Here is a 13,015-nt window from a genome sequence, read left to right as displayed (position 1 = left end):
ATCCAAAATATGAATAAGAGGAAAAACAGTATCGATTAGTTTCAAATAATGGAATAAATTTATAGTACTCTGCCTATACTGTTGACAAACAGTAGTGAAGTGAGGGGTAAAAGTATGTTGTATCTTCATGATGTTTGGGTAAACTGGTTTGAAGGTGAAGAGAACGGATATAATGTATGTCACTTTCACGAATGGAGAAGTGACGATAGTGTGGAGTTATTAGATCAAGTTCCATTGATTAAAGTCGATTCATTACTCTATGCTTATATTGAAAATGATTTAATGGAATTACCTGCACAGCTGCTAGAAGATGTACATAAGAAAGCATTTATTCGGAAAAATCATGAACGAAAACAGTTAGAGTATTGTTTTGTTGTAACGGATGGGTCAGGAATTGTTGCGATTGATACAATAGGATACCATATACCGATAAGAAAAAGCAGACTTATACCAAGACAAGAGCAATTGGTATATGAAATGGTCCAAGATAAAGAACCAGATGCATATGCAATAGAACTTCATCATAATGAAGAAAAGGAATACCATATTCTTTCTCTTGAACCAGAGCTAATGAGCGGACTAACGAGAAAAGAAAGACAACTTAAACAGCTATTGTTTATGGCCTTAGACCAGCTATATCAAACGAAAAATGCTGCACAAATAAGATATTGGTATACTGAATGGAAACCACAACATTATGAAAATATACAACAAATGACTTTTAAAGAAGCTTGGTATAGTTTATATGAGGAAGCAAAAACGGGTTGGAGTACTAAACATGAGCTTTTATGTGAAAACTTAATAAAAGGACAACCATTTTTTGAAAAATTGTGGGAGTTAGAACAAGAGTCGAAAGTTAATTAAAAAAGTAATCGGGCTATTATCCGATTACTTTTTTATTTTGATTGTTTTCACATTGATTGTTGTGAAATAAATACTTACAACACTACCGATGTGTCATCAAGATCACTTTTGATTTAAACTTCGTTTTATCTTTTAGATTTGGAACAATTGCAACTAAGTTTACCAAAAGAGCATAAATTTTTGTATCGAAAAATAGACGCTTTAATAATGATTAATCATTAATAGGAAATGGGGGGAATTATACCTTATATACTTTCATAAAGCACACAAAATTTTGATAAATAACTAAATTCTGTAATGTATTTGTAATGCTTGTAATATATTGAATGTGAATTGGAAATTGTGAAATTTCACAATAAATAATGACTATTTTCGAACTTGGAATCAACAGGTTTGTAACTAGAGTTTATAACTATTATTCAGTTGTAAAATTTAGTCTAGTTGTTGTAGTTAATAAGAAGAACCCCACAAAATACCGAAAAGAGTCAAAATAATTGAGGTGTACTATGGGTATAAATTCTCATTCAAGAACGGTATCACCACTATTAGAAGTTAGAAATTTAGAGACAGCTTTTCAAGTTGATGGAGAATACTATAATGCTGTTGACCAAGTGTCATTTACTGTAAGGCCAAAGCAAATTGTCGGCATTGTTGGAGAATCAGGCTGTGGAAAAAGTGTGATGTCATTATCTATTATGTCACTGTTGCCGAAGGGTATCGGGAAAATTAACGGTGAGATTATTTTTGAGGGAAAACATTTAGAGAAGATGGGTGACAAGGAGCTAAATAGTATTCGTGGAAAAGACATAACTATGATATTTCAAGAACCTATGACAGCGCTAAATCCCGTCTTTACGATAGGATCCCAGGTGCAGGAAGTCCTGTTAAATCATTTGGAGATTTCTAAGAAGATGGCAAGAGATAAAAGTATTGCCCTCTTGAAAAGTGTTGGTATTTCTAGACCGGAAAAGGTGGTTGATGAATATCCACATCAATTGTCAGGAGGAATGAGACAAAGGGTCATGATAGCTATGGCAATTGCATGCCAACCAAAACTTCTCATTGCAGATGAACCTACAACGGCTTTGGATGTTACTGTGCAAGCACAAATTCTAGATTTGCTTAAGGATATTCAAGAAATAAATGATATGTCTATTATATTAATTACTCATGATTTAGGTGTTGTCGCTGAAATGTGTGATGAAGTACTTGTAATGTATGCTGGAAAGATTGTAGAATCTGCGGACGTTGAAACACTATTTAGTAAACCACAGCATCCATATACAAGAGCTTTATTGGAATCCATCCCTAAAATGGATACCGTAGTAGAGAAATTAGGTTCTATTGAAGGGATCGTTCCTTCTATTACACGTATGCCGGATGTCGGATGTAGGTTTGCCAACCGTTGTCAAGAAGTGAAAGAACAATGCAAAGTTGTAACTCCACAGTTAGTAGAAACTGAACAATCACATTTTGTTTCGTGTTTACTATATGAAACTAGTCAATTAAAGAAGTGAGGGTAAGACATGTTAAGAGCAACGGATAATGATATTTCTTTAGTTGAAATTAAGAACTTAAAAACATATTACCCAATAAAAGGAGGATTTTTTCGTAGAACTGTAGGGCATGTGAAAGCGGTTGACGGTGTATCCTTTACAATTAATAAGGGTGAAACATTTGGCCTCGTAGGAGAATCAGGCTGTGGAAAATCCACAACTGGACGAACGTTGCTAAGGTTGATAGCCCCCACAGATGGAAGTATTGTATTTGAAGGACAAGATATTACTAAAGTTGGAGGAAGTTCATTACAAAAATTAAGACGTAATTTTCAAATGATCTTTCAAGATCCTTATGCGTCATTAAATCCGAAACAGATGATTGGAGATATAATTTCTGAGCCTATACGGAATTATTCTAAAATCACTAAAAGAAATTTAAAAGGTGAGGTTACGAATTTGCTCGAAAAAGTCGGCTTACCTGCAGACTCTTATTACAAGTATCCCCACGAGTTTTCTGGTGGTCAGAGGCAGCGTATTGGTATCGCTAGAGCACTAGCATTAAAGCCAAAATTTATTATAGCTGATGAACCTGTATCTGCGCTTGATGTTTCTGTGCAATCGCAAGTCCTTAATTTACTTAAAGAACTACAAGATGTTTTTAACTTAACCTATTTATTTATTGCACATGATTTAAGTGTAGTGAAGCATATGAGTGACCGGATTGGAGTTATGTATCTAGGTAGAATAGTAGAAATCGGTGAAAATCATAGTTTATACTCAATGCCGCTGCATCCATATACACAAGCGTTAATATCAGCAATTCCACAACCAAACCCTACAGCAAAGAAGGAGCGTATCATTTTACATGGAGATGTCCCTAGTCCGGCAAATCCCCCAACAGGCTGTCCATTTCATCCTCGTTGTGTACATTCAAAGCCGGAGTGCGAACAAGTGAAGCCCTCTTTAAAGGAGGTGAAACAAGGACATTCAGTTGCTTGCCATCTATATTAACGGCTCTTTTCGTTTTTTCACTATTTATTCGCTAGATGAGGATAGGAAGATACAGCTATTTTAGAGATGGAAAGATGACACGAACCTTACGGTATACTTAGCTATCTTTCTGTGTTAAAACAACATCTCATACGAAAACAGCCAAGTTAAACTACGTGAATTTGGGGGAAAAATTATAACTCGGGGGTGTTTTTGTGAAAAAACATAAGTTATCTGTTATGTCATTGTTATTAGTACTTTCATTTTTCCTAGCTGCGTGTAATGGAGGTGATGATGGTGACCCAACAAGTGGAGATAGTCAAGATCCTGTAACAGAAGAAAATAAAGAAGAAGTGACAGAGGAAAATGAAGAAGAGGTGGTAGAACAGGGACCTACTGAAGGTGGAGTTGCAACGTACGCAGTAGAATCAGAATTTGATGGTTTATTTAACTTTGCTTTTTATGATGGATCTGTTGACGGTGATATTTTATCATTTTTTGATGAAAATTTAATTGGTGTTGACGATAACCTTCAATACGTTCCAGGTATAGCGGACTGGACAACAGACGACAACATTAACTACATTTTCACATTCCAACAAGGCGTAAAATGGCATAACGGAGATGAATTGACTGTTCACGATTGGGTATTTTCACTGGAAACGATTGCACATCCAGACTATGACGGAGTTCGTTTTGTGAATGTTAGTGATATCGTAGGTGCGCAAGACTTTCGTGCAGGAGAAGCTGACAATATAAGCGGCTTAAATGTCATTGACGATTATACGATTGAAATTACATTTGATAAGGCTCGAGTCAATAATTTAGAAAATTTATGGACATATCCAATGAATAGAACTGAATTTGAAGGAATCGAAGTGAAAGATATGTCCGGATCACCTCAGGTTCGTCAAAACCCTGTTGGTTTAGGTCCATTTAAAGTAAAGAAAATTGTTCCTGGGGAATATGTTGAGATGGAGCGCTTTGATGACTACTATCAAGGAAGGCCATATTTAGATGGGGTTGTAGTTAAAGTGATTGACAGCTCGTTAACGAAAGGCTTACTTGAGAACGGGGAAGTAGATATGATGGGTGTTCACCCTTCAAATTTAGGCGAAGTTGAAGCATTAAATAACATCGATCTATTAGAAATACCAGGATTATCATATTATTATATTGGCTTCAAAATGGGAGAGTGGGATGGCGATAAAAACGTCATGAATATTGAGAAATATCAGGACAAAAAACTACGGCAAGCGATGTTGTACGCAATTGATCGTCAAGCTTGGGTTGATGCATTTTTCAGCGGCCTAGCACAACCAGTTAATAGACCAGTTCCTTCCGTGCACTGGATTGCAGCTGAAAATTCAATGTTAACGAACCAATTTGAATACAGTCCTGAAAAAGCAATGGAGCTACTAGATGAAGCTGGTTATGTTGACGTTGATGGTGATGGATTGAGAGATAATCCGGATGGTGAAAAATTCACCGTTAAGTTTGGACATTATGCTACGAGTAATCCGACTTATGAAGCACGTGCACAAGCAATCCTTCAATATTGGCAAGACGTTGGACTTGATGCTCAGTTTGCAACTGGTGGTTTAATTGAAGTCAATTTATATTATGACATGCTTGAAAATGATGACCAAGAGCTTGAAGTCTTCTATGGTGGTTGGTTTACCGGGACAGACCCAGATCCATCTCCATTATGGGGATCAGATGCAAAGTTCAATTACACGCGATGGGTAGATGCCGAAAATGACCGATTGTTAGACGATGCATTAGATATGGAAATTGTAGGCACTGATACGGAAAAACGCATGGCAATCTATAAAGAATGGCAGCAATTCTTTAATGAAGAAGTGCCGGTGTTACCAATTATGGAGTTGTATGACCTATGGGCAGTAAATAATAGGCTTCAAGGTACACATATTAACTCAGTAGGTGCACAAAATGATGTTCACCTTTGGTATATTTCAGAGTAACAAATTACGATAATGCTAGATAAGGAGAATGATGATGATTAAATTCATACTAAGAAGATTACTTGGCATGATACCGATGTTACTCCTTATCTCCTTTGTAGTGTTTTCCCTGGCAATGCTCATGCCAGGGGATCCACTTGGTGGAGAAATCGATCCGTCAAATACTAATCCAGAGTATATTGAAGAAATGAGAGAAAAACTAGGATACAATGATCCAATTCCTGTTCAGTATCAGCGTTGGATGACAAACTTTGTTCAAGGTGATTTTGGAAAATCTACAAAATATAAAATTCCAGCAGAACAAGTCATTTTTGAGCGTTTGCCTAATACAATTTTGCTAGGTGTTACTTCTTTATTAATCACATATATTCTCGCTTTTTTTATGGGAAGTTATGCGGGTAGAAGGCCTTATACTATTGCTGACCATACGATAGGTGGCTTTAACTATTTAGTTTTAGCAATTCCATCATTTGTTGCGGCTATCGTCTCAATATATTTCTTTGCATTTGAACTCGGTTGGTTTCCATCACATGGTTCAGTAACGATCGGTTTAGAAGGAGGTACACTAGCATATTGGCAAAGTAGATTACACCATGTCTTATTACCAGCAATCGTATTAGGGGCATTTAGTACGGCTTCTTATACGCAGTTTTTACGTAATGATATTATCGAAAGTAGTCGTAAAGATTTTGTTCGAACAGCGCGAGCGAAGGGGACGAAAGAATCTACAATTTATAATAAACATATTTTAAGAAATTCAATCATTCCGCTTGTTACCTTTTTAGGGTTTGATTTTGCAGCACTTGTAGGTGGTGCAATTATTACTGAAACAATTTTTTCTTATCCAGGTATAGGTAATTTATTCATAGGCTCTATACATAGTAGGGATTATGCAGTTGTGATGGCGATTGTAATGATGTTGTCACTATTAACCTTAGTAGGAAACTTAATAGCAGATATTTTATACGGTATAGTCGATCCTCGAATTAGAGTAGAATAGGAGGAATGGTTGTATGGAAGTAGAAACAGATCAATCAATTAAGGTAAAAAAAGCAAGAAAGAATCAATCTCCTTGGGCCATTGCTCGTCGTAAATTCTTAAAGAATAAACTTGCCATGATCAGCGCTATTTTTCTTGCTTTCATATGTATCATATCGTTTTTAGCACCCTATATAACGACTGCTGATATTACAAGAGTTAATGTAGGAGAGATGGGACTTGCTCCTTCAGCAGATCATTGGTTTGGAACTGATAAAAGCGGGCGCGATGTTTTCACTCGCTTGCTATATGGTGGTAGAATATCGTTAGTGATTGGTATGTCGTGTACGTTCTTAATCATATTGCTAGGAACAATTATTGGGTCGATAGCAGGGTATTTTGGAGGTTTTGTAGATGGAGCTTTGATGAGGTTTACTGACTTTATTTTAAATTTTCCTTTTTTAGTATTCGTCATTGTAGTAAATTCTATTTTTATAGGAAAAGTAAATGGTGTTTGGGTATTGATTGGTATTATTAGTGTGTTAGCATGGGGAGGAGTTGCTAGAATAGTACGGAGTAAGATACTTGCTGAAAAAGAAAATGAGTATATTCTAGCAGCACAATCAATCGGGTGTTCACCAGTTAAAGTTATTACAAGGCATTTACTCCCGAATGTAGCTTCGACAATTATAGTTCAAGCATCGCTCTTATTTGCAAGTATGATCGTTGCAGAGACAGGTTTAAGCTTCCTTGGCTTCGGAGTTCCACAAACCGTCCCAAGCTGGGGAAATATGTTGTCAGTTGCTAGAGAAACTGATACCCTTCAAAACAAGCAATGGATTTGGGTGCCCCCTGCAACAATCTTAACGTTAACTATTTTATCTATTAATTTTATAGGAGAGGGCTTAAAAGATGCCTTTAATCCGAAATCAGCTCGATGAGAAAAAGAACTTAAAAAATAGTCAGTCCCTTGTCCTATATATGAATATAGGGATAACAGGACTGACTATTTTTGAGCTATAGAAGACACATGAATGCGTTAAGTCATCTAGTTGTCTTGCTTTACTTTAAATCGTTCAACAGATTTATTTAGTTCTTGTGACATTGACAATAAATTCTCAATTTGTTCACTAACAGTGGCCATATTAGCAGCTGTTTCAGTAGCTGAAGCTGCAACTTCCTCCGTGCTTGAAGTTGTTTGCATCGCATAAGAAGAAGATTGCTTTGAATGGTCCTGAATTAAAGTGACACTTGTTTTTTGTTCTCCTAATAAATCATTCATAGAATTGATCGTAAGTACAACTTTATCCATAGATGCATTTATTTGTAGTAAAGCCGTTTTTGCTTTTTCGGCCGCCTCAGTTTCTTTTTGTGCTTGTTCAATACTTTGTATCATTGTTTTATTCACATTGGATATTGAATCAAGGACACTTGAAATAATCTCTTCTACTTTGTTAGAGGCATTTCTACTTTCTTCCGCAAGCTTTCGGACTTCATCTGCAACAACTGCAAAACCTTTACCATGCTCACCAGCTCGTGCTGCTTCAATGCTCGCGTTTAACGCTAATAAATTTGTTTGATCAGCTATATCTCTTGAAGTTTCAAGAATTGTACGAATTTGATTTGTCCTATCTTCTAGTATTTTTACTTCTGTAGAAGATTGATCTGTCGCATCAGCTAATGCTTGAACACCGGTGATGACATCTTCCAAAATGGTTTGATTATCAACAATTGTATCTTGTGTTTCTTCGGCTGTTGTAACAACCTCATTTCTTTGCTTATCTATTTGAGTAGCAATCTCCATAAATTGATCTATTTTGTCGTCTGTTTCTTGACTTATAGCAGCTTGATACTCTGATCCTTGTGCAATTTCATCAATGGCTGCTGTAATTTGTTCAGATGAGATAGCGACTTCGTTAGCTGTCTGTCTCAATTGTTCTGATGTATTAAGTGTTACGTTTGAGGCTTCTTTAGTATTTCTAACGATATCATTTAAACTTATAATCATATCGTCAAATGACTTGGCCAATTGACCGATCTCGTCTTTACGAGTGATGTTCGTCGTATTCGTTAAGTCACCTTTGGCAATACGTTTAGCAACGATCATTAATTTCTTTAAGGGCTTTACAAGTCGATTTGAAAATATAAATGCTATAAATGTAATTACAATTTGTGATAGGACAATGACAAGAATGATAACATTTCGTATTTCTGTTACTGCTCCAAAAGCGATCGACACAGGAGTATCTACAAAGACTGCAACACCTAGCTCATGATCATATACATAAGAAGTTACTTGCTCATCACCATTTTCATTTTTAAACACTCCAACCCCACTTAATAGTGAAGTACCTTCCGCCAACTCGTTCCCTTCTACTTTTGAAACCATATCACTTACACCCTCGTGGTCAAGAAATGACATCAATTCCTGATCATTGGTTTCTAGTTGAGACTGTTCATCTGAGGCAACTCCAAATCCTGCAGATGACACGAGGAACATGTTTTGGTCTGTATTGGATGCAGTTCCTCTAAGTTCCCTCCAAGCAGTACGGATATCTATGTATGTACCAATAACACCTATCGGTTTTTTAACTAAATCTGTTACTACTTTAGACACTTCTAATGTAAAAACGGGTCCCATTGTATATTTACTTTCTTTAATCTTGCCAATAAAGAGACCAGATTCCATGGCTTTATTATATGCTTCATCATTACTTCGATCTGAACGTGAGATGGAATACCCTTGTCTCAACTCTTCATTTCCGCTATCGTTAATATGATAAATATCTAAAAATTTAGAATTTGAAGAGCGCATTCTAGAATAACCTTTACTAATATTTTGATCAGTTTCATTCATTAGCATTTCTGACATGAGTGTTATTTCTTCAACTGTTGTGTTAACGTAGCCTTGTAATGACTGTAACTGAGTTTCAGCAACCATCAAAGATTGAGTTTGTATATTTTCTTCCATTTTCTTTGTGACGTAAGGTGTAATAATTAATATAAGTAACAAGCCGGTAGTAATCATAGAAACTAAAAATAGCAAATTTATTTTAATGCCAATTCCGTGTATGTTTATTTTTGGTTTTGTACGATTTGTATGTTTTTTTGCTATTTTCATCGTGTTCTTGTTTTTTCGCACACAATAGTCCCCCTTAAAATAATCAATTATAGCAATTATACCATTATTTATGAAAAGGAAACTATTGATATCGAAAAATTACTTAATAGAACTAGGTAAAGAGAAGTGGATTTATAATATAGTTTTTTATGCAAACAAAAAGTGTGACGTTTGAAACTTAATACGTCACACTTCTTATCTTAGAGAAGGTAAAGAAAGATCTGAAACTATCTCATCTTTCGACCTAACCCCATCGCATTTTTCATTTTTCTTAGCATTTTATTTGCATTATAATTTGCTTTTTCAGCGCCCTCACTTAATATGTCGTCCAATTTATTAGATTCCATTAAATGATTATATTTTTCTTGTATAGGAGTCAGTGATTGTTTGACGACATCAGCTAGTTCAGATTTAAATACTCCATAACCTTTGCCTTCATATTGTTGCTCAATTGATGATATTGGCTGACCGGTAAGAGCGGAATATATCGTAAGTAAATTTGAAATTCCTGGCTTTTGATCCTTATCAAATTTAACGATACCGTCTGAATCAGTTACGGCACTTTTTACTTTTTTCTCAATAGTTTTTACATCATCTAATAAAGTAATAAATGATTTTGTATTTGGGTCAGATTTACTCATTTTTTTTGTAGGATCTACAAGTGACATTACACGAGCCCCGTGCTTAGATATTCGAACTTCAGGGATGGTGAAGATATCATTATATTTTTTATTAAAGCGTTCAGCTAAATCACGGGTTAATTCAATATGTTGCTTCTGGTCCTCTCCCACTGGAACGAGATCAGTATTATACAATAAAATATCAGCAGCCATAAGAGGTGGATACGTTAACAAACCAGCTGAAACTCCATCATTACGACTTGATGATTTATCTTTATACTGTGTCATACGTTCAAGCTCACCTATATGAGCAGTACATTGGAGCATCCAACCTCCTTCAGCATGTGCAGGTACTTCCGATTGTATGAACAATGTGGATTTTTGAGGGTCAATGCCTACTGCTAAATAAAGAGCTGCTAAGCTCCGAATATTGTTTCTTAATTGTAATCGCTCCTGTGGTACGGTAATAGCGTGTAAGTCAACAATACAGAAATAACATTGATACTCATGCTGCAATTCTACAAATTGTTTCATTGCTCCAATGTAATTTCCTAATGTGATGGATCCGCTCGGCTGTATGCCCGAAAAAATAGTTTTCATTTCATTTTACTCCTTATATTTAAGTTCCTAAACTAATGAACATTCTGATATGTAAAGATGACAAAATGAATTATGTAATGAGAAATGTGAAATTATTTATATGTCAAAACTTTATCATCTTTAGTTAAAAGCAAAAAAACACAGCATTTTAATATAATTATAAGTATTGCAAAATTATATAAAAAAAAAATAGTAAATGCAAACTTTATATTATAAAAACAAAGAAAATTAGCATACTAAAGACTGTAAAATGTGAGTAAGTAAAAATTATTCCAATAAAAGAATTGCGAACTTTTTTATTCACTTAATGTAATAAAAATACATATATAGAAAGGGGAAGTTCGATAGGTAAATATTTCATTGGTTTATTCTTGTAAAAGAAACAAAAATAAACATAATAAATACAACGATTTTATAGGTATATAGTACTATTTATTCGTGTCGAATGGTAACCGTATCAGGGATATCAATTACTATCGTATTCAAAATTTATGCACATTAAGTCGAAAACTTGTATAATAAATTTTGTGGTTTTATAACTACTCAACATGAAAATTTAATGAAAAGGAGAGAAACACAACATGAAGAAGACAAAAATGTCATTACTTCTAACATTAATTCTTGCTTTGAGTGTGTTCGCAGCTGCTTGTGGAACAGCAGAGGAACCTGCAAAAGAAGAAGATACTGGTACTACTGGTGAAGAAACTTTAGCAGAAAACCAAACTCTAAGAATTAATAATAATTCTGAGCCTAGTACTTTAAATCCAAGTTTAGCAGAAGATACGACTTCTTCAGCAGTACTATTACAGACGTTTGAAGGATTAACTCGTATTGGTAAAGAAGGTAGCCCTGAAGAAGCGATGGCTGAAAACATAGAAGTTTCGGAAGATGGACTTACTTATACATTTACTCTACGTGATGGCGTTAAATGGTCAAATGGAGATCCTGTAACTGCTAATGATTTTGAATATGCATGGAAATGGGTCCTTAATTCAGGAGAAGCAAACTATGCATATCAATTATATTATGTGAAAAATGCTGAAGCAGCGTCAAAAGGTGAAGTTTCAATTGATGATGTTGGTGTCAAAGCAATTGATGATAAGACACTTGAAGTACAATTGGAAAATCCAACACCGTATTTCTTAGAACTAACGGCATTTTATACTTATTATCCAGTAAATAGCAAAATCGCAGAAGCTAACGCAGATTGGGCTTTAGATGCTGGAGATGATTATACATCAAACGGTCCTTTCAAAATGACTGCTTGGGAACATAACGATAAGATCATTTTAGAAAAGAACGAACATTATTGGGATGCGGATAATGTTAAGCTTGAAACAATTGAAATAGTAATGATTAATGATGCAAATACTGAATTAACGATGTTTGATAATGACGAATTGGATTGGGCTGGTAACCCAACAGGTAATTTACCTACAGAAGCACTTCCAACCCTTAAGGATCAAGGTGCATTATCAATCAATCCAATTGCTGGTGTTTATTGGTACAAGTTTAATACATCAGAAGCACCATTTAATAATGCAAAAATCCGTAAAGCTTTCGCGTATGCTATTGACCGTCAAGCGATTGTAGATAATATTTCTCAAGGTGGAGAAATTCCAGCATTGGGAATTATACCACCGACAATCTTCCCTGAAGCTGAAGATCAAGGTTACTTTGAAGATGCTGATATTGAGACAGCAAAACAGCTTTTAGAGGAAGGGTTAGCTGAAGAAGGTTTTGCAAGTGTAGATGATTTACCTTCAATTACACTTTCTTACAACACTCTTGAAGCACATGCCAAGATTGCTCAAGCTATTCAAGATATGTGGAAGAAAAATCTAGGCATAGAAGTTGAGTTGTTAAACCAAGAGTTTGCAGTTCATCTTGACGCAATGGATGCTGGTGATTTCCAAATTGCTCGTCTTGGATGGTTAGGTGATTTCAACGATGCAATGAACTTCTTAGAAATTTACAAAGAAATTGGTGGCAACAACGACACTCGTTGGGAAAATGAAGAGTATAAAAGCTTGTTAAATGAATCTAATACGGAAACTGATCCAGAAAAACGTAAAGATCTGTTAAAACAAGCTGAAGAAATCTTCATGGATGAAATGCCTGCAATGCCAATTTATTACTACACAAATAAGTACGTGAAAAAAGATAATTTAAAAGATGTTGTAGTATCAGGTTTAGGTGATGCACAATATAAATGGGCTTATTTCATAGAAGAATAATATTTTTCAAAATCATTAAATGTACATTATTAGCTGTTTTATAGTATTAATAAGTAATGGTATATGGAGAATTTCTCCGTATACCATTCTTTACGATTAGGGTTTTGTCAGAATATTGTGG

Annotated in this window: 9 protein-coding genes; 7 read left to right on the top strand and 2 right to left on the bottom strand. The window is 35.1% G+C overall.

Annotated features, from left to right (window positions below):
* Nucleotides 1-114 precede the first annotated feature (114 nt).
* The 6 genes from SLH52_RS04625 (at nucleotide 115) to opp4C (ending at nucleotide 7,257) form a co-directional block, all read left to right on the top strand.
* A complete protein-coding gene (locus tag SLH52_RS04625; protein WP_320208122.1) occupies nucleotides 115-864 on the top strand; it encodes a YjbA family protein in 750 nt (249 codons plus the stop codon).
* 506 nt (nucleotides 865-1,370) lie between these two features.
* Complete coding sequence (locus SLH52_RS04620; RefSeq protein ID WP_320208121.1) at nucleotides 1,371-2,381, top strand: ABC transporter ATP-binding protein; 1,011 nt, start codon at nucleotides 1,371-1,373, stop codon at nucleotides 2,379-2,381.
* A gap of 9 nt (nucleotides 2,382-2,390) precedes the next feature.
* Entirely contained in the window at nucleotides 2,391-3,374 is a 984-nt protein-coding gene (locus SLH52_RS04615; RefSeq protein ID WP_320208120.1) for an ABC transporter ATP-binding protein, read from the top strand.
* A gap of 194 nt (nucleotides 3,375-3,568) precedes the next feature.
* A complete protein-coding gene (gene opp4A, locus SLH52_RS04610) occupies nucleotides 3,569-5,338 on the top strand; it encodes an oligopeptide ABC transporter substrate-binding protein (RefSeq protein WP_320208119.1) in 1,770 nt (589 codons plus the stop codon).
* Between the two features lie 34 nt (nucleotides 5,339-5,372).
* The gene (opp4B, locus tag SLH52_RS04605) at nucleotides 5,373-6,338 is read left to right on the top strand and encodes an oligopeptide ABC transporter permease (protein WP_320208118.1); all 966 of its coding nucleotides are present in this window, start codon (nucleotides 5,373-5,375) and stop codon (nucleotides 6,336-6,338) included.
* A gap of 13 nt (nucleotides 6,339-6,351) precedes the next feature.
* Nucleotides 6,352-7,257, top strand: coding sequence for an oligopeptide ABC transporter permease (gene opp4C / locus SLH52_RS04600; RefSeq protein ID WP_320208117.1), 906 nt, complete (start codon nucleotides 6,352-6,354; stop codon nucleotides 7,255-7,257).
* 107 nt (nucleotides 7,258-7,364) lie between these two features.
* Here opp4C and SLH52_RS04595 read toward each other — a convergent pair whose 3' ends face one another.
* Both SLH52_RS04595 and trpS read right to left on the bottom strand, forming a co-directional pair.
* Nucleotides 7,365-9,458, bottom strand: coding sequence for a methyl-accepting chemotaxis protein (locus tag SLH52_RS04595; RefSeq protein WP_320208116.1), 2,094 nt, complete (start codon nucleotides 9,456-9,458; stop codon nucleotides 7,365-7,367).
* 206 nt (nucleotides 9,459-9,664) lie between these two features.
* Nucleotides 9,665-10,657: a tryptophan--tRNA ligase gene (trpS, locus tag SLH52_RS04590; protein ID WP_320208115.1), complete on the bottom strand. Its 993-nt coding sequence runs from the start codon at nucleotides 10,655-10,657 to the stop codon at nucleotides 9,665-9,667.
* A 581-nt stretch (nucleotides 10,658-11,238) separates the two neighbouring features.
* Here trpS and SLH52_RS04585 point away from each other — a divergent pair.
* Nucleotides 11,239-12,894, top strand: coding sequence for a peptide ABC transporter substrate-binding protein (locus SLH52_RS04585; RefSeq protein ID WP_320208114.1), 1,656 nt, complete (start codon nucleotides 11,239-11,241; stop codon nucleotides 12,892-12,894).
* The last annotated feature ends 121 nt before the right edge of the window (nucleotides 12,895-13,015 follow it).

This window comes from Cytobacillus sp. IB215665, from assembly GCF_033963835.1.
Taxonomy (GTDB): Bacteria; Bacillota; Bacilli; order Bacillales; family SM2101; genus Nanhaiella.
This window is presented reverse-complemented; position numbering and strand designations above follow the sequence as displayed.

Excerpts from the sequence above, each read along its gene's own strand:
- SLH52_RS04585 (WP_320208114.1), top strand. The coding sequence starts at position 11,239 with ATGAAGAAGACAAAAATGTCATTACTTCTAACATTAATTCTTGCTTTG.
- SLH52_RS04625 (WP_320208122.1), top strand. The coding sequence starts at position 115 with ATGTTGTATCTTCATGATGTTTGGGTAAACTGGTTTGAAGGTGAAGAG.
- SLH52_RS04620 (WP_320208121.1), top strand. The coding sequence starts at position 1,371 with ATGGGTATAAATTCTCATTCAAGAACGGTATCACCACTATTAGAAGTT.
- opp4B (WP_320208118.1), top strand. The coding sequence starts at position 5,373 with ATGATTAAATTCATACTAAGAAGATTACTTGGCATGATACCGATGTTA.
- opp4C (WP_320208117.1), top strand. The coding sequence starts at position 6,352 with ATGGAAGTAGAAACAGATCAATCAATTAAGGTAAAAAAAGCAAGAAAG.
- trpS (WP_320208115.1), bottom strand. The coding sequence starts at position 10,657 with ATGAAAACTATTTTTTCGGGCATACAGCCGAGCGGATCCATCACATTA.
- SLH52_RS04615 (WP_320208120.1), top strand. The coding sequence starts at position 2,391 with ATGTTAAGAGCAACGGATAATGATATTTCTTTAGTTGAAATTAAGAAC.